Here is a 17203-nt window from a genome sequence, read left to right on the forward strand (position 1 = left end):
GTCAGGTCGTCGGGGCGGCGAGGTCGGTGACGTTGAGGAATCCGGCAGCCGTCGGGGAAGCATGCTGCGCGACGTGGGGGGTGTATCGGCCGGCGAGGCGGTGCCAGTCGTAGATGCCGCGCAGGTACGCGCAGATCACGTCCAGGTACCGGTCGACGGCCTCCTGGGCGGCATCCGGCAGCCCGAGCGGCCCGCACAGGCGCGAGGCCTGCTCCCGGACCCGGGACAACCGCCGCACCCGGACATCGGCCCGCCGCTGCAGTTCCCCGATGGCCTCCGCCCGGGACCACTGCCGTTCCCGCATGAGGCAGGTGACCAGGTTGGGGGCGCCGCGGGCCTCGTCGTTCTCCAGGGAGTACACCTCGTTGATCAGGATGATGACGTCGGTGACGATTTCCCTCGCGGATTCGATGACGGTGCCGTGGACGGCGGGTGCGGGGACCTCGAAGTGCCCGACCCGCTCGCACACGTCGATCGAGGGCCGTACCCCGATCACCCTGCGGCGCAGCCGCATCCACTCCCCGCTGTCCGCCACGAAGCCGGCCCGCCGGTCGCAGGCCTCGGCCAGGTTCGCGGACAGGTACTCCGTCCAGTGCCGCGCACTGCGCTCCTGCCAGCGCCGCGACATCCCCTCGGCCATCCGCCCCCACACATCGGCGAACGCATCCGCCAGCGGCGACGACGACCGCGGCACGGTCCCGGGCGCCAGGCGCAGCAGGTCGATCAACTCCTCACACACCCCCACCGCGGGCGGATCCTCCCCGAGCGGAACATCGAACTGGTCGTCGAACAGGAAGAACCATCCGTTCACGTCGAACGCCAGATCAAGATCCGCGCCCACCGCGCCCAGATACGAGTACGCCGCCACATCGGCCACCTGCGAGAACAGATACCGCCGCTCCGCCTCCGCACCCCCAACCAACTCCATACGCCGCGCCCACCGAAGGTTGCGCTCCCGGGCCGCGGCCAGCTCGGGCGTCGTCCAGGAAGGGATCGGGATGTCGAACTCCACGTCCTGCGGCACACGTCCTCCTCCACGCGGCCGGCCCCGGACCGAACAGCCCCTCACCAGCACGGATGTCGAGTCCTCAGAGTCGCTCGGACACCCGGGCGCGCCCGAGTCGACTACCGGCCACTCGGTGGCCGGTACCCGCCGCCATGCGCGCCGACGCCTCACTGGAGCAGGACAGCACGCGCCTCGCGAACATGTACGACGACTACTGATCCTCCGGGAAATCCCCGGGTCCTGGACTGCCTTGTTTCTCTAGGCTCAGTCCTGTGCGGGCGGTGTCCCGGTGTGCCCGCGGATCCGATGTGGGAGGGCCTGCTGTGATGCCGATCTACCTAATCGCCCGAAGTTCCCGGCTGGTCACCGCGAACGGAGGCGCACGCACGTAATCCACACAAGCTCTCGTGTGCGACGGGCCTGCCACACCGCTCAGTCCCGCCCTGCACCCCAGACGGCTCCCACATCGGGTATGTGGCAGCGGCGGACATCACAGCGTAGGTCGAGGAGGCGGCCTCACCGGTGCCTGGGCCGCCAGACCTTTTCGCCCCGCAGTCCGCCCTCATCGGCGCCCTGTTCATGGCCAACGAATTACACGTGAGATCGGCTGTACATGCCCACAGAAGGACGGGACGAGCCACAGGTCACCCGGCGTGTGGCAGCGGCTTTGTTCACTTCCCCATCAGGGCAGTGGCGGAGTACCAGATGGGGCCCCTGTTGAGGTGGTCGGGGTACAGCTCGACCATGGCCTTGTAGTACTCGGCGGCGTTGGGGCTGGACTTCAGCAGCCGGTCGGCGTGCTGGAGGTAGGTGCGCGTCTCGCCCAGGGTGGCCGGGTCGTCGGGCAGGTCCCGGTTCTTGTGGCCGGCGACGACCGACGTCGGATTGAGGGCCTCGATCTTGTCGACCGCCTTCATCCATGCGTCGAGGCCGCCGCCCGCACTCTCCATGAGCATGAGGTGCACGCCGTTGTAGGCGGCGTCGCCGGCGACGACCAGACCGATGGAGGGAACGTGCAGGACCGTGGTCTCGTCGGTGTCGGTATGGCCGACCTCGACGGCCTGGACGAGGCTGCCCTCCAACTGGAAGCCTTCGGCCGGCACCGGTTCCGCAAGGACGGGCGACTCGGGGATCTGGCCGGGGAAGAAGGAGTCCCACATCTGCTCTCGGGTCTCGATGGCCCGTTCCATCACCTTGATGGTGCCGGGGGTGGCGTACACCCTGACGCCGGGAAACCGTTTGGCCAGCTCGGCCGTACCGAACCAGTGGTCGCCGTGGCCATGGGTGATGTAGATGTACGCCAGCCGCTTGCCGGACCGCTCGACCCAATCGCCCACCTGCTGGATCTGGTCATGGGTGAACGGTGGGTCGACGAGGGCGGCGTCCCGCTCACCGTGTATCAGCGTGACGGCCACCGGCGACGACACGAGCGGTTCGCCGTCGGGCATGCGCATCTCCGTCTGCCGGACAACCCCGTCCAGCACGAGTACTTCATAAGACAGTGTCGTCGTGTCCGCCATGGCGGATCCTCCTAGATGTGGTCTCTGCGCTTTCAGCGGCGACCGGCGAGGCAGGCGGCTCTTGGAGCGCGGCACCCGCACGGCGGGCGGCGACGCACCGTGATGACGGACCGTCCCGCTCGGCGTCGCCGGTGCCCAAACCATCTGAGTTTGAATTTCGAAGTCAGCGGTTTCGGTACGCTCGCATGCTGGGTTGGAAAAGTCAATCCAGCGATGCCGTCGAGTACCTCGGCGGCCCCGTCGGCGGCACGCGGTCTGCGGTGCCGCTCCTCCATGCCGGCTGGACAGCTGCCGTGCCGGCCGATCGGCGCATGTGACGGCACGGGCATCGTGCGGGCCGGATCCGCTGCCCCGCCCTGGATGAAGGGCGTACCGCCACGCTCGCCGGCCCGCTTCGGACTGCCTGCCTGTCCGGACCTGGCCCCCTCCGGTGAGGCAACCGGACGCGTCCCGGGTCCTCGCCGGGGCGCCTCGCGGCGGCACCCGCGTGTATCCCGGGAGGCTGACTGGGTTCACTGAAGCCAGGTGCTACCCTCTCCCCATGGGGAAGACGAATGCGCTCGAAGCGGGGGGCGCCTGCTCGATTGCGCGCAGTCTCGGAGTGCTGGGTCAGCGCTGGACCCTCTTGGTGGTGCGCGAGGCGCTGAAGGGCCGAACGAAGTTCAGCGAGTACCAGGAAGCGCTGGCCATTTCGAGCGACGTCCTCGCGCAGCGCCTGGAAGGGCTGAGCTCGGCAGGCGTACTCGAAAAGCGGCCATACCGGGACGCCGGAACCCGTGAGCGCCAGGGTTACCACCTGACTCCGGCCGGACGTGAGCTCGGCCTGGTCATCGCCGCGCTGATGACATGGGGCGACAACCACCTGTCCGACGAGGCGGGGCCCCCGGCTCTGCTGCGGCACCGGGAGACTGGCGAACCCGTCGAACTCTCCTTTGTCGATGCCCGGGGTGAGCGGGTGGCGCTCGATGACGTCATCACCATCCCCGGCCCAGGCGCGCGCGGCCGCTGACATCCTCGGCCCAGGCTGATCATGGCGAAAGGGCCTGCCGGCCCGAGCCGAACTGACTCTGGGCCCGGCCGCGCGACACCGGCACCGGCGATTCGCAGACCGTGACGGGCCACTGACGAGCCCCCTGCCGGCCGGCCCACGATTCTGCATCGCACCGATCGGACCGGGAGTCCGAACCTGTGCGCAGACGAGCGCACGACCCGCACGGCGCCGCACACGCGGCTCTCGCCGTCCGGCCCTGCTTCCCGGCGTCGCCACCCACAGCCCTGACGGCCGACGCCCGGCCGATGCCCTCGGACCGCCCCCAGGCGCACCTGGGCAGCGATCACCGTCGGACCGGCCCCGCGCGACCGCCGCGCCGTGTCCCGCCCGCAGGCCCATCCGCCCCGCGGACGACTCATCGCTGATCGGCTGATGCAAGCAGGCTCGGGCGGTGCGCCCGGCCAGGCACGTCAACCTCAGCTGGATACAGCAGGCGCCGACGGACGCCCGACGAGGCTCGCGCCGGGATGACCGAGAACCGTTCGACCCGGTACGCCCCCACCCCCCTCGCTGTGCCAGAGGCCGCGCCGCCGCAGTCCGCACGGCCCGCCCGCAAGGGCAATCCCGCCGCTGCGGCGCCCTGGCAAGGGCGCATGGAGGCGGCATCAGGTCATTGTTCAGGCCCCAACCAGGGCCCCACCCCAGGCCCCACCCGTTCACGCGCACCGCGGTGCGCCCGGTCGGCGGGAGTCCGGCCGGGTCCGATCGGCACGAGCGCAGCCATAGCTGACTTGACTTTCCCAAGTCAGCTATTAGGCTGACTTGGGAATTCCAATTAAGAGAGGAGTCTGATCGTGAAGGCCATCCAGATCTCCGAGTTCGGCAGCTACGACACACTCACACTCGTCGACGTGCCGGCTCCCGCCCCCACCGCGGGCAAGGTCCTGGTCCGCATGCGACTGGCCGGCGTCAACCCCCTCGACGACACCGTTCGTTCCGGCGCACTGCCCAGCGCCAACAAGCTCCCCCTGGTTCCGGGTACCGGCGGTGTCGGGGAAGTCGCCGACAACGGCGGTGTCGACTCGCTCAAGCCCGGCACCCCTGTCGTCGTGGCGGGCCGCGGCTACGGCATGTTCCGCAACGGCACCTGGCAGGAGTACCTCCTCACCGACCCCCAGGACCTCATTCCCCTGCCGTCCGGCATCGATCTCGCCGCCGTCGCCGCCTTCACCACCGGTGGCGGTTACCTGACCGGCTACCTCTCCCTCACCGAGCTGGCCGCCTTCACGCCCGGCCAGACCGTCCTCGCGCCCGGCATCGGAGGGGCCGTGGGCCTCGGTACGGTCGAGGTCGCCAAGCGCCTCGGCGCCTCCCTGGCCATATCCACCGCGAGCCGTACCGACAAGGCCGAGCGCGCCCGCGCGGAGGGACACACGGTCATCGACCTGTCCAAGGAGACGTTGCGCGACGGCATCGCCCGGTTGACCGACGGCCGTGGTGTCGATGTCGTCGTCGACGGCGTCGGAGGTCCCTTCACAGGGGGGGAGGCCCTCGCCAGCCTCGCCCCGGGAGGCACCCTGGTATCCGTCGGGTACGCCGGCGGCAAGCAAGCCAGCGTCAACATCACGGACATCATCTGGCGTTCCGCGCACATCCGCGGCTTCATGTTCACCCTGTTCAGCACCCAGACGCTGATCGAGGCCAACACGAACCTCTTCCGCTACCTCGCGGAGGGCGCTTTCCACCCCTCAATCGCCCGTGCCTTCCCGCTGAAGGATGCTGCGGAGGCAACCCGGCACCTCATCGAGGACCGCCCGTACGGCCGTGTCGTGCTGGAAGTCCCCGGAGCCTGAGACGCCCGCCGGCGATCGCGGGGGAACCCGAAGAAGCCGGTCCGCTACGGCGGGGGCCACTTCGACGCGTACTCCAAGAACCTCCAAGAGACGGGCGCCGCGCTCTCAACTCGTTCCTCACACGCATCTGATCCGAGACGGTCTCCACCTCTTTGCGGAGAACCCGAGGACTGCAGTGCGGCCCGCCGAGGAACAGCCTTGATTCCCATCCGCATACATGTACATACACATCTAGGAGGTTCCGCCATGGCGGCATCAACCACCCTGTCCTACGAAGTTCTCGTCCTCGACGGCGATCCCTCGGCCCTGGAGGACATGCGCCTGCCCGACGGTGGCCAGGTCGCGATGTCCCCGCTGTCCGTCACGCTGATCCACGGTGAGCGCGACGCCGTGCTGGTCGACCCGCCGTTCACCTTTGACCAGGCCCGCGAAGTGGGGGATTGGATCGAGCGCTCGGGCAAGCGGCTCGCGTTCATGTACGTCACCCACGGACACGGTGACCACTGGTTCGCCGCCGGCGAGCTGATCAAGCGGTTCCCCGGCGTCAAGGTCTACGCGACCCCCGGCACCATCGAGGAGATGCGCCGGGCCATCGCGACCCGAGGCGAGCAGTTCGACCTGCACTTCCCGGACCGGATTCCCCCGGTCAGCCTGATCGCCGAGCCCGTTCCAGCGGACGGGCTGGAGCTGGAGGGCAACCTCCTGCAGGCCGTCGAGGTCGGGCACACCGACACCGACGAGACCACCGTCCTGCATGTGCCGTCCATCGGCCTGGTCGTGGCCGGCGACGCCGTGTACAACGGTGTCCACCAGCACCTCGACGAGGGTTCCGGCAGTGGCCTGCGGGCGTGGCTGACGGCACTCGACAAGATCGAGGCCCTCGCCCCTAGCTCCGTCGTCGCCGGCCACAAGAACCGTGCGCTGCCCGACGACCCCGCCACCATCGGTGAGACCCGCGACTACCTGCAAAACGCCATCCGCCTGCTTGATTCCCGACCCGAACCGGTCGCCTTCTTCGAAGAGATGGTGCGTCTCTACCCCGACCACCTCAACCGGACCCCGCTCTGGCTCTCGGCCGCCGGCCTCCTGGGCCGGTGACGCCGCCGCAGCTGTGCCCGGGGCTACCTGCCGGGGGCCGGGTGAGAACCAGGCGCCTTCTCGTCGCTTCCGGTCTTGGGACGCCGCGAGAGTAAGCAGCCCCTTCCCGATAGATGGGGCGGCCTGACGGGTGCCGGGGCGCGCTAACGCGCCCCGGCACCCGTCAGCAGGGCCCGGCGGTGGATCCCCGGCCGACGCCGAGAAACTGCCCGGGTACGGGGAAGGGGAACCCGCGACAACGCGTCACGACGACAAGTCCCTGCCCCCCGGGATGGTCACGACCCGGGCAACGGGTGTTGACGCCGCCCTCCTCATATGGTCGGACGGGTTGCCATCGACGGCCCCTGCTCGCCCGCGTCGTCGAGTACCAGGAGCCAGTCCTCGTTCCGGGCTGCTTTTCCGCAGTTTACGAGGCTGCTGCCACCGCTTCCTGGAATCGCAGGATTCCGGGGGCGGCCTCCTGTGAGAAGTATGTGTGACCCACCGGAATGTCGGGACCCACGGCTTCCGCGACTCGGACGACGTCGGCGTTGGCGAACGCACCGCAGACCTCGATCAGCTTGACGTCCTCCGAAGCCGCCAGCTCCTTGGCCAAGGCGGGGGCATCCCCCACCTCGGGGATCGCCACCAGAATGGCCCGGAGGGACGGGCTGTCCAGGATCCAGCGGTCCTTCGCGGGGTCGGCGCCGGGGTGGTCGAAGATGAAAAGCCAGGTGGTCGACATGAAATGGAGTCCTTACTTTTTGGTCTTTCCTGAAAACCGCAGTGGATCTTGTTCGTGCGGCTTCGTGGTAACCACATTAGATTTCGAGGAGGCTCCTAAAGAACAGGCAAAATGCTGAGGGGGGAGGGGGACGATGGTCCTAGGTCGCGGGTCTCGGGCGTTGATGGTCTGCGGGGAACGTCGGCAGTGAGTCGTGATCTGGATGTCAGCGGCGTGGCCCTCGTCACCTGCAGGAGCGCGGACGTTCCGACTCAATCCCCTACCTGGCTCACTCCGCCGAGTTTCAGCGAGCGCGGCCAGCCGCCCGGTCGAGATTGTCGCGGCGGACCTTCAGATCCCCGTACCTTGCTCGGTGCCGTCGGGCGGGACCTCGACCACGGAGCACGCGGGCAGGCCCCCCTCCCGCGCGACGCATTACGTGAGCGCCCCCACACCCCACTGGATGGGCGGCGTCCTGCGCGCCGATGTGCCATTCGTCGGCCACGACCACCACCCATGCCGGACGGTGACCGCACAGTCGGCGTAGGGCCACCCCCTCAGAGATCGCCCCTGATGCCCAGGCCGGCCAGGCGCTCACATGCCGACGCCCGCGTTCCCAGTCCCGGCGTTGGGTGCCGAACACAGCCCGACCTCGTCGCAGAGATCAGCGCCGACACCTCCATCGACTGGGGCGGCGTCTACCGGCACCCGACCCGCTACGTGCGCCTGCGCCTGGACATGGGCATGGAGGACGTGCCCCGGTTCGGCGGGGGCCCGGCCACGGCCGCCGGGAGAGGTGCGGGGCCGGACTCGCGTCGTGTGCCGGCTGGTCGCTACGCCTTGCTTGCGGCCTTGAAGCGGAAGCCGAAGAGGCCGCCCTCCTCGTCGTCGGTGAGGCGGGGGCTGCGGATGTGGGGATCGGGGTCGAATCCGCGCTGGGCAGCGGTGCTGAGGGTGTCGGTGTTGAGGGTGACGATGTACTGCATGTGTTCTTCCTCAGTGACTTCGGCTGCGAGCGCGAGGGCTCGAGCTACCTGCCGTTCGTCGACGCCGTCGTAGAGGTGGCTGTCGTGGACGAGGAAGTCGGGGCCGCGCTCGTGGCGGTGTGCGAGGACGGCCAGGGTGAGGTCGAAGCAGAAGATGACCATGTTGTTGATGCCGCGGCTGTCGTCGGCGTCGATCCTGGGCGTGATGCTGAGGCTGGTCCGGCCGGCCTCGATGGCGAGGTAGGCTTCGCGGCCCTCGCCGTAGAGGCGCTGGGCGTACCGGGAGAACAGCAGGATCGCTTCGTCTGTCTGCTGCCGACGCTCTCGGAGGTCGAGGTCGACGGCCTGCTGCAGTTCAACGCTCTTGGCAGTGATCTGGCGGGCGCTGGCTTCGAGGGCCTGCGCTGCGTCGAAGCGGTGGCGAAGAGCACCGAGAGCAGCCTGCTCCCGGCCCAGGGCTGTCTGCAGGGCGGTCAGCGCTTCCAGCGCTCCACCGTCCGCCAGCTCGCGCAGGAGGCGGGCCTGGTCCTCGCCCAGGTCGGCACGTTCCTGACGCCGGGCGGCCAGGCGGCCGGTGAGTTCCCGGATCTCTTCCTCCAGGAACCTGCGCCGGTTGCGGACGACGGAGTGGTGGAACGCCTTGACGTCGTCGAAGCGACGCCGGACCTGGTCGTTGAGGATGACCCCGAGCTCGCGGTAGGCCGGCTCGAGGTAGGACACCTCGACGTCCGTGGTTTCGGTGATCGCGCCCTGGAGCTCTTCGAGGTTGTGCTGGTCGATCACGTCGTCCTGGGCGAGCTGCTTGATCCGGCGGCTTACCTCGTCCGCGCGCTCTTTGAGACGCTCGTACTCGGGGACGACCTGGAAGGCGGCAACCTGCGTCCGCAGCCGTTCGACCTGTGCCTGGGCGAGAGTGATCTGGCCCCTCAGATCGGCCGTGGAGCCGACGATCCGCCCCCATACGGGATCGTTGACGGCCTTCCGCAGCTGGTCTCTGGTCGCCTTGCGGGCATTGAGCTCGCGGTAGCCGTTGACCAGCTGCCAGTCCAGCCCGAGGAGGTAGGACAGATTCGACGATGCCTCCGCGGCGGCCTGCCGGGAGAACGTCCGGGTCGGCTCGTTGAAGCCGTGAGCGGACACCCGGCGGATGAGGAACGACAAGAGCGTGCGACCACTCACCCCGGGATGGTCGCCCTCCAGCCCGAAGAGGTCCCGCTCGATGACGCGATTCCACTGCTCCACGGACAGCTCGACGTCCTGAACATCGGCGAAGAGCGTGTCGGCCGACACGCCGGATACGTTCCGGCTCAGCGACACGACCTTGGGATTGTCTCCGCGCCGTCGCACCTCAAGCGGATCGTCCTGCCACGGCCAGTCCATATCGAGGCCGAAGGTGATGTGGCGCAGCGCCTTGTTCGTGGCCAGCGCCCCGGAGGACTTCGCACCCAGCAGGAAGTGAATCAGCTCGATCACGCTGGACTTGCCAGCGCTGTTACGGCTGTCGGTCTCAGCCGACGACGAGGTGGTGTCCGCGACCAGCAGGTTCAGTCCCGGCGAGAACTCCACCGTCTTGAACCGCGCGTCGTCAGCGCTCAGGCGGCGCAGCATCCCTACTCCTTGCGACGAGAACGTCCTGGACCAGCTCCACCGCACCCATGGCGAAGAGGATGTCCAGGGCCAGAACGAACCACTCGAACGATACCGGCGAGGTATGGGCCTGATCAGCACGCCAGCTCTTCAGCCTCGCCCACGTCTGACTGACGGTCCGCGGTTCATCGAGCTGGAGAAGAACCTGCGCGCCGACAGCGAGCAGGCAGCGATCAGGAGCGATTCCCTTCGTCGGAGTGATCATGCGGTCAGTCCGATGCCAGGCTGCCAGCCGGCAGGCGGCGTCTCGAAGATGTCGCATCGTTCGAAGAAGTGCGCCAGGACAACAAGGGCGGCGCGCAGCACCTTCGGTCGCGGCTGGGCGTTCCCCAGGAAGTACATCTTGAGCTGCCAAAGAACGTCGTCGGCGTCGCTGTAGTCGCGACGCACCTGCTGGTAGTACAGGCGGAAGCCCTCTGCGACCTCGTCGTGCTCCAGCTCGTTCCGGCTTCCGGCGTAGAACGCGTCTACCAGATAGCTCTGTCGCATGCCGCGGAGGAGGTCCTCCCGATCCGCCCCTTCGATCCGGTTGAAGTCCAACTTCTCCACCGGCACGTCAGGCAGGGACATCAGAGGGTTGGACTCGGCGCGGATGTCCTGCAGCTGCTTCAGCAACGGCGCCAGGTCCTCCATCCCGATGCCGAAAGTCGTGTCCTTGATGGGGATCTCGCAGCGGAGGACGTCCTCGGTCTCCATCTGATCAAGCTGCATGCACTCGCGCCACAGCCGCCGGGTGCCCATCTGCTCGAATCGCAGCGAAGGCATGCTGTCCCGCGCGCTTGCCAGCAGAGATGTGACTTCCGGATGTACACCCCGCCTGTCGTTGTGCACGAACACGAAAGTGTCGAATTCGCCGTTCCGCTTGGCGAGCGCCCCCGAGAGGTCCCCGTCGAACTTCTTCCGGATCTTGTACGGCTTCACGGTCTGTGGTGCGTAGCAGGCGTACAGCTTTCGCGAATGCAGGCTGAGGCCGTCAGCCGACCTGTCACCCAGGCTGCCAGCCGTGCGCACGTCGAGGAAGTCTGGGTAGCGCAAACACATCAGCCGATGGAAGAAGTCCTCGAACTCGTTCTCGTACAGCTCCGCCATCAACTCGAGGAACTTGACGTGTGCATACATCCGCTGCTCAAACAGCATGAACCCCCCTTGCGCACAGAGCTGCCAGCGTAGCTGTGTGTAACTAGCCCCAACACCCTTTGATCAGATCCTCGCCAGTCACGGATGTGACCTCTGCTCGGCGTCTACGGCCAGGCGGCGACTTCCTCGATGGTGTCCGCGATCAGGGCGGGTAGGTGTTCCATGGCCCGTTCCAGAATCTTCTCGATGGGCACCGCGTGTCGGCTGCCGTCCACGTTGATGTGGTTGGCCCACTGGGCGGGCTGATAGCGGGCGAGCATCGACAGCGCGTACAGCACCGCCCACCACGCCATCAGCGGGTGGAGTTCACGCGACAGGCCTGCGATGGCGGGGAAGAAGTAGCGATGTCCGGCGTACCGCCGGGTCATCGCGGTCAGGCGTTGCAATCGCTCCTCTCGGGTGCCACTCTCCGCAGGCATCTTCCAGTGCATAGTCAGCCATCCGGCGTTTGGATGGTGCCGCTCGAAGTCGGGTTCACCACCGGCTCCCGCCCGGCGACGGACGAAGTCGTCATACCCGGCGGCACCGGGATAGCTCTGCAGGAACCCATCCAGAGCCGAGCGGCTGCCAGCGTCCACGACTCGGTCCAAGATGTCGCCGACTCCAACCGTGAGCAGCGGGTGAAAGGCTGCGCCTTCGATCGAGATCGCGCTGGCGTAAAGGGGTGTGAACCGCTCCCTGCCGGTCAGCGGGTACTGCAAGTTGGCGGGGAGGGTGTCCCAGACTTCCTCCAGCCGCACGACCGTGTCGTTGCCCCAGACCGGCGAACCCAGCAGCTGGCTGAGCCGTACGAAGCTGCCGGCGGTGCCAGCAGGGTCCGTACGGATCTCGATGTCGGCGAAATCCAGGTGGTAGCCCGAGGCATGGATGCCATGCGTGACCAAGTTCCAGTCCTCGCCCTTGAGGTCGACGGCTGCGGCAGCAATCGCCCTGCCAGCCTGACTCAGACCGTAGAACACCAGCAATGGACGGGTCTGCGGACCCACGACCTCAGCCGCCCCAAACATCTGCTGCGCCTGCTCCAGAGCCGTGGCGTACGTCTTGGCCCGCGCCCCACTGCTTGCTCTGCCTGGCCTGTTGGAACGACTGGCACGCAGCCTCTCCCACGCCTCAAGGGGATCTATCTCCATGTACATGCCGGGAGGCTATCCAACCACTGACGATCCGTCTGGTGACGTGGTTGAACCTACAGAGTCGGCCATCCCCTTGGGTCGGTCAGGCAATGTCGCATTCTTCCGGTGTGGAGCCCAAGTCTCACGGCTGAGAGTGGTGGCCGCAGGATGATCACGAACTACCGTTGCTGTCTCGTTCGGGGTCGGGCCGGTTGTCGGAACCGGGACGGTGCCGGACTCTGTCACGGATCCAACGGGCGGCTGCGACGGTGAGCAAGGACGCGATTTCGGCGAGGTAGTCGGGGATCGCATCGGCAAGAAACGTGCAGAAGGCTCATCGCGGTGCGGACTGGCTGGCGAGCGTGCCCTGCCGCTGTATGCCCGTCACTTCACAGAAGCAGAAGGCCGCACAGCGTGCAACAGTCGTGAGACGGAGACGCGACCTGTCGGCCCGGACACGCGGGCCCTACAGTGGCGGCCTCGTTCAGCGCATCGTCGGGGTGGCGGGAGATCCCAGGGGCTGATCAATGAACGAGCTGTGCACGCTCACTCTGCCTCATGTGGATGCCCCTGCACTCTGCTTCCCGGAATTCGTCCGATCTTCGAAGCCCGCTGCCTCGATCTACGCTCATTTCGCCGATCAGCTGCTCTGTGGGGGAGCCATGCGCTCCAGGGCGAGGATCTCGGCTACCGGGCGGCCCCATGCCCTGCCCGGTTGCTCGGGTTCGATCGGGACGAGCCCGCAGGCCGCGAAGAACTTCTGCCGGTCGGGCTCGTCGTCGCCGTCCTGCGGTACTAGGGCCAGGTAGGTCCGGCTGGCGTCCTGAGCCCGGCGGGCGATCTCGGTCACGAGCGCGCGGCCGAGCCCGAGGCGGCGTTGTCCTGCCGCGACGGCCATCGTCAGGACCCAGGCTTGGGGCCCGGTGTGTCCGGGACGGACGTCGTCGCGGCCGAAGTCGTAGTCCAGCCTGAACTCCGCTACCCCGCCGACGACCCCGTCGACAAGGGCCACGATGACCTCGATGCCTTCCGGGTCGTACACCCCAGGAACCGCCAGGTCCTCTGCGTCCAGGAGGCCTTCCACCACCGGGTAGTCCGCCTGGGCGAGATCGCGGATCAACAGCATGTGCGGAGTACCCCCTGAAGCTCACACCAGCACAGTCAGGCCCAGTCCACACTGAGACTGCGGAGTGCGTCCAGTTGGTCGGCGGTGAGCTTGTCGCGTCGGGTCTTCGTGTTGGAGACCCACACGCCCAGCTTCACGACGACCGGCTCCGTCTCGCCTTCGACCGTGATCTCCTCGCCGTGGGCGCGGGGGACCGGCCGGTGGGTGCCTTCCCGCTCGACCCACTGGGTGAGGGCTTCCAGGCCCCGCTGGAATGCCTGCTGCGCCTTGCTCGGGCCCTTTGCCGTACGGGCGGCTGCGGGGGCGGGAGACGGGGCTACCGGAGCGTTGATGCCCAGCGCGGTCAGCCGTTCCTGCTGCTCGGGCAACAGTCGCGCCCAGGTAGCCGGCTGCTTCTGCTGTTGGAGCCACTTGCCGATGTCGTCGCCGTCCAGCAGCACGCCCGGGGCGATGTCGGGCAGAGCGCCGTCGGCGTCGACCAGGTCGGCCAGGACGCGGTAGTGCCGCTGCCAGTCCAGGGGCCAGGGGCAGTTCCAGTCTTTGTCGATCGCGGCGAGCTGCGCGGCCCGGGTGGTGGCAGTGTCCTCGTCCTTCCCGAGGCCGTTCTTGGCGCCTTTTCGGCGGAGGTTGGCCATGTGCTGCCCGATGGGCACCATCTGGTCGTCTTCGCCCCACATGGCGTCCTGCCGGGGCGCGAGGTGTCCGGTGGCTCGCCGGAAGGTCCGGAGCGCGGCGAGCTTGGCTTCCCACGCCTCCTGGCCGGGCTCCCAGATCATCCCGGCTTCCGGGGCGTCCAGCAGGGTCTTGCGCCGGTCCTCGAGTTCGCCGGCCCGCAGGGCCTTGCGCTGCTGGTGGACCCAACGCCCGAGGGGGAAGTCCTTAGTGACGCCGACCTCGACCTCGACGTCGTACGGGACGGCGTGGACGCCGGCGATCCGGTTCTCTGTCCGCCAGCGAATGAGGGCCTGGTATCCCTCCAGCCACACCAGCGACTCGGGCCGGTAGACCCGAGTACGGAGGAAGGCCGCGATGGTGGCGGCGTCGCGCGGGCTGGAGAAGTGGAGCAGCGCCGACTCGGCCGCGGCCTGGGTGTCGTCGTCCTCCTGGTCCTCGCCTTCACCCGCGCCGGCCGCGACGATCTGCCCGTCCTCGTCACGCCGGACGTGCAGTTTGCGCTTGCCGCTGGTGAGGGCGCGGGAGGCAAGCTGCTCGACCAGGCGCTCATCGTGCGAGCGCAGGCCCTGGAGGACCGCTACAAGGGGGCGGAAGCTGGCACTGGCGACCATGTCCGTCGGGTCCTCGTTCGGCTCCAGGAACACCGGCACGATGATCCGCGCGACCTTCGTGGAGCCGTCCTTGTTGAGCCGGAGCGCCCGGCCGATGTTCTGCACGATCTCGACCTGCGAGCCGCGGGTGTCCGCGAAGCAGACGGCCTCCACGCCCCGCTCGCCCGTGATGTCCACGCCCTCACCGAGCACGCGAACCGAGGCGAGGAACGCCCGGTGCACCCGGCGCCCGGCCGCGTCGATGCCGTTGGCGAACTGGCGCAGCGCCTCACGCCGTTCGGCCACCAGGTGGTCACCGCACAGCCACGCCGACCACACCCGGTCCGGGGGTACGTGGCGGCCGGCCTCCAGCTCGTAAAACTCCGCGTCGATCGAGGACTTCGGCAGCCGGCCCGCGGCCGCCAGATCGGCATCTGAGGCATCGGTGGCGTACAACTCGGCGGCTGTCTCCGGGAGCTTGTCCGCGAACGCGGCGGCTTCCTCCACCTTCTGGTGGAAGGTCATGACCGTACGCAGGTTGTACGCCGCGGCGTGCTCCAGGAGCGCGGCCTGCAGCAGCGCCAGGCGCCGGCCCCGCTGCGCCTCCTCGGACTCCCCGAGGACGGGGAAGGGGTCGCGGATCTCCAAGACGTCGATCTCGAACCCGGCGAGGATCCCCCGCTCGATGCTCTCGCTCAGGCCCAGCTCGGCGAGCCACGCGCCGTAGGTGCCGTTCGGGTCGTCGGCCATGCTCGCGAGCTCGGCCTCTTTGCCGCCGGCCTTCTGCGGCCGGGCCGCGGCCAGGATGCGCGGGGTCGCGGTGAGGTAGAGCCGGAAGTCGGCGGGGATGCGGGCGTTGTCGTGGATGGCTGCCCACGGGCGTCCGAGTTCGCCGGCGGTGCCGTGGGCCTCGTCGACGATGGCGAGGTCGAAGCCTGCCATCTGCTGCCCGTAGAGGCGCTCCCCGCCCGCCAGAGCGGCCTCCAGCGGCCCGCGGACCTTCCGCTGTCCCTCGGGTGCGTCGATGTCCTCGCGGTCCACCAGGGAGGCGTACGTGGCGAACACGATGACCGGCCCCGTCCCGGCCCACAGGGCGAGCTGGATCGGGTTGGTGGTGGTCCGCACTCCCAGCTCGCTCAGCACGGGGTCGTTCTCCAACGAGCACACGGCGATCATCGGGGCTCGGTGGCCCACCAGGCGCCACGCCTGGGCGGTCTGGGCGAGTAGGTCCAGGGTGGGCACGGTGACGAGGATCCGGCCGTCCGCGAAGGCCTCCAGCGCGCATGCGGCGGCGGTGATCGTTTTGCCCGAGCCGGTCGCTGACACGATCGTGCCCCGGGCACCCTGCGGGGGCACAGATGACCTTGCAGGGAATCCGACCCACTTACGAAACGCGGACCGCTGGTCTACCTGGTGTTCCTTGAGCTGAATCGCTGACATCTCCGTGGCTCCCTGAGCGCTGAATTCCTGTGGAGTTCCAGAGGGCCGCGTGCGGAATGCAGGCCGCGCCCAGGTCGTTCCAGATCGAGGCGTCCGCCTTGTGCCAGCCGCCGGGCGTTCCGTCCTTGAAGGGCGGTTTGTCGTCCGGGTCGTAGTGCCCGGCATCGAGCGTGCAGATGATGACGTTGCCGTCGCTGTTCACTGTTCGCGCGGTGCACAGGCCGCTGGCCTCCCCTAGTGCCTCCAGCGCGCGGCGTCGCGCGGTCGTGTTCGGGCGTGTACGGGGCAACACGGTGCTCCGCACGTAGGTCGTCATGCGCCCCAGGTCTTTTCACCCGGCTGCATATTCCTGATGTGCGCGTTCAGGCGAGCAGCCTCGACGGCCCTGCCGCTGCGCCGGGTCCAGAAGCGGTCCGCAAGACCCTCCAAGGCATTGGCGACGGTATCTACGCACGTACTCCATCCGGCCGCGAACGTCTTGCTCTGAGCTCCTGATACCTGATGGGGCAGCTCGACCAGCTCGTCCCACGCGGCGGCGACAGCTCCAGCCTCCAAGGCGGCCACTAGATCATCAGCCTCGCTTGCGGATACCCCCTGGGCTGCCAGGATTTCGAAGAGCCTCAACCGGGCCCCGGTGCCACCCGTTTGATACTCGATCATACGGAACACGGAATCGCTGCTCAGCGATGAATTGAGTCCAATGGATCCGTGGTGACCGGTCATCTGCGGTCGTTCCTCTCGGAATTCCGGGGAGGTTCCCGGGCGGTTGGGTGTGTCCCGTGTTTCCGCCAACGGTACATGCTGCATCAAACCGATGCACCCGCTACACTCCCACCCCCAAGCCCGTATTTTTCGTTGAGAGGATTCGGGCAGGTGGGGTAGCTTGGGTTTGTTGGCGGCGGGGGCAGGTAGCGCAGTGGTCGACGCGCCCCCCTTCAAGGGGGTCTGACGCCGGTTCGAATCCGGTCCTGTCCACTCCGCCGACCCCAACACGAGCAGACTGCCTGTTGCCTGTTGCCTGTTGCCAGCTGCCCGCGAAGCGGGCTGGTCCTTGAGGCGAAGCCGGAAGGACCCGGGTGGGGGAGCGAAGCGGACCCGCCCCAACGGGCCGAAGGCCCGGACCCCGTGAAACGGGGTCATCCTGGCTCGCGCAGCGAGCCGTTCGGGGACCGAGCGCAGCGAGGCCCCCGAACCGTCCGGAGCGAAGCGAAGGACTCCGGCCCAAAGGGCCGGCCCCAGCCCGGCAGAGCCGGGCCCGCTGAGCGCAGCGAAGCGGTTCCCTTCCTGAGCGCGCAGCGCTCAGGGTCCCGCTCCGCGGG

At 68.2% G+C, this 17203-nt stretch carries 14 protein-coding genes; 3 read left to right on the top strand and 11 right to left on the bottom strand.

From position 1 onward, the window contains the following. Position 1: 1 nt before the first annotated feature. Both ACFYW3_RS33155 and ACFYW3_RS33160 read right to left on the bottom strand, forming a co-directional pair. Entirely contained in the window at positions 2-1024 is a 1023-nt protein-coding gene (locus tag ACFYW3_RS33155; RefSeq protein WP_389388247.1) for a pentalenene synthase, read from the bottom strand. A 653-nt stretch (positions 1025-1677) separates the two neighbouring features. Next, positions 1678-2526, bottom strand: a complete 849-nt coding sequence (locus ACFYW3_RS33160; RefSeq protein WP_389388248.1) for an MBL fold metallo-hydrolase — start codon at positions 2524-2526, stop codon at positions 1678-1680. Positions 2527-3067: 541 nt separating this feature from the next. Here ACFYW3_RS33160 and ACFYW3_RS33165 point away from each other — a divergent pair. The 3 genes from ACFYW3_RS33165 to ACFYW3_RS33175 all read left to right on the top strand — a co-directional run bounded on the left by ACFYW3_RS33165 (position 3068) and on the right by ACFYW3_RS33175 (position 6468). Beyond that, on the top strand, positions 3068-3535 hold the full coding sequence (locus tag ACFYW3_RS33165; RefSeq protein ID WP_389388249.1) for a winged helix-turn-helix transcriptional regulator: 468 nt from the start codon (positions 3068-3070) through the stop codon (positions 3533-3535). Positions 3536-4371: 836 nt separating this feature from the next. Beyond that, positions 4372-5370, top strand: coding sequence for a zinc-binding alcohol dehydrogenase family protein (locus tag ACFYW3_RS33170; protein ID WP_389388250.1), 999 nt, complete (start codon positions 4372-4374; stop codon positions 5368-5370). Between the two features lie 246 nt (positions 5371-5616). Further along, on the top strand, positions 5617-6468 hold the full coding sequence (locus tag ACFYW3_RS33175) for an MBL fold metallo-hydrolase (RefSeq protein ID WP_389388251.1): 852 nt from the start codon (positions 5617-5619) through the stop codon (positions 6466-6468). A gap of 406 nt (positions 6469-6874) precedes the next feature. Here the strand turns inward: ACFYW3_RS33175 and ACFYW3_RS33180 are convergent, their stop codons facing one another. The 9 genes from ACFYW3_RS33180 to ACFYW3_RS33220 form a co-directional block, all read right to left on the bottom strand. Further along, entirely contained in the window at positions 6875-7192 is a 318-nt protein-coding gene (locus ACFYW3_RS33180) for a DUF6506 family protein (protein WP_389388252.1), read from the bottom strand. An 812-nt stretch (positions 7193-8004) separates the two neighbouring features. Next, positions 8005-9765: an ABC-three component system protein gene (locus ACFYW3_RS33185; protein ID WP_389388253.1), complete on the bottom strand. Its 1761-nt coding sequence runs from the start codon at positions 9763-9765 to the stop codon at positions 8005-8007. Then, entirely contained in the window at positions 9743-10009 is a 267-nt protein-coding gene (locus ACFYW3_RS33190) for an ABC-three component system middle component 6 (protein ID WP_389388254.1), read from the bottom strand. Before ACFYW3_RS33190 ends, ACFYW3_RS33185 begins: the two co-directional genes overlap by 23 nt. Beyond that, positions 10006-10941, bottom strand: coding sequence for an ABC-three component system protein (locus tag ACFYW3_RS33195; protein WP_389388255.1), 936 nt, complete (start codon positions 10939-10941; stop codon positions 10006-10008). Before ACFYW3_RS33195 ends, ACFYW3_RS33190 begins: the two co-directional genes overlap by 4 nt. 104 nt (positions 10942-11045) lie before the next feature. Then, positions 11046-12077 carry a YaaC family protein gene (locus ACFYW3_RS33200; RefSeq protein WP_389388256.1) on the bottom strand — a complete coding sequence of 344 codons (1032 nt, stop codon included), beginning with the start codon at positions 12075-12077 and terminating at the stop codon, positions 11046-11048. Between the two features lie 616 nt (positions 12078-12693). Further along, complete coding sequence (locus tag ACFYW3_RS33205) at positions 12694-13179, bottom strand: GNAT family N-acetyltransferase (protein ID WP_389388257.1); 486 nt, start codon at positions 13177-13179, stop codon at positions 12694-12696. Between the two features lie 35 nt (positions 13180-13214). After that, complete coding sequence (locus tag ACFYW3_RS33210) at positions 13215-15884, bottom strand: Helicase associated domain protein (protein WP_389388258.1); 2670 nt, start codon at positions 15882-15884, stop codon at positions 13215-13217. Further along, positions 15829-16200, bottom strand: a complete 372-nt coding sequence (locus ACFYW3_RS33215) for a hypothetical protein (protein WP_389388259.1) — start codon at positions 16198-16200, stop codon at positions 15829-15831. The genes ACFYW3_RS33210 and ACFYW3_RS33215 overlap by 56 nt, the downstream gene beginning before the upstream one ends. Next, the gene (locus ACFYW3_RS33220) at positions 16197-16607 is read right to left on the bottom strand and encodes a hypothetical protein (protein ID WP_389388260.1); all 411 of its coding nucleotides are present in this window, start codon (positions 16605-16607) and stop codon (positions 16197-16199) included. Before ACFYW3_RS33220 ends, ACFYW3_RS33215 begins: the two co-directional genes overlap by 4 nt. Between the last annotated feature and the right edge of the window lie 596 nt (positions 16608-17203).

This window comes from Streptomyces sp. NPDC002602, assembly GCF_042889445.1.
Classification (GTDB): domain Bacteria; phylum Actinomycetota; class Actinomycetes; order Streptomycetales; family Streptomycetaceae; genus Streptomyces.

Bases quoted from the DNA above. Each gene is read 5' to 3' on its own strand.
- ACFYW3_RS33160 (WP_389388248.1), bottom strand. From the start codon at position 2,526: ATGGCGGACACGACGACACTGTCTTATGAAGTACTCGTGCTGGACGGG.
- ACFYW3_RS33165 (WP_389388249.1), top strand. From the start codon at position 3,068: ATGGGGAAGACGAATGCGCTCGAAGCGGGGGGCGCCTGCTCGATTGCG.
- ACFYW3_RS33175 (WP_389388251.1), top strand. From the start codon at position 5,617: ATGGCGGCATCAACCACCCTGTCCTACGAAGTTCTCGTCCTCGACGGC.
- ACFYW3_RS33180 (WP_389388252.1), bottom strand. From the start codon at position 7,192: ATGTCGACCACCTGGCTTTTCATCTTCGACCACCCCGGCGCCGACCCC.
- ACFYW3_RS33185 (WP_389388253.1), bottom strand. From the start codon at position 9,765: ATGCTGCGCCGCCTGAGCGCTGACGACGCGCGGTTCAAGACGGTGGAG.
- ACFYW3_RS33190 (WP_389388254.1), bottom strand. From the start codon at position 10,009: ATGATCACTCCGACGAAGGGAATCGCTCCTGATCGCTGCCTGCTCGCT.
- ACFYW3_RS33195 (WP_389388255.1), bottom strand. From the start codon at position 10,941: ATGCTGTTTGAGCAGCGGATGTATGCACACGTCAAGTTCCTCGAGTTG.
- ACFYW3_RS33200 (WP_389388256.1), bottom strand. From the start codon at position 12,077: ATGTACATGGAGATAGATCCCCTTGAGGCGTGGGAGAGGCTGCGTGCC.
- ACFYW3_RS33205 (WP_389388257.1), bottom strand. From the start codon at position 13,179: ATGCTGTTGATCCGCGATCTCGCCCAGGCGGACTACCCGGTGGTGGAA.
- ACFYW3_RS33210 (WP_389388258.1), bottom strand. From the start codon at position 15,884: ATGTCAGCGATTCAGCTCAAGGAACACCAGGTAGACCAGCGGTCCGCG.
- ACFYW3_RS33215 (WP_389388259.1), bottom strand. From the start codon at position 16,200: ATGACGACCTACGTGCGGAGCACCGTGTTGCCCCGTACACGCCCGAAC.
- ACFYW3_RS33220 (WP_389388260.1), bottom strand. From the start codon at position 16,607: ATGACCGGTCACCACGGATCCATTGGACTCAATTCATCGCTGAGCAGC.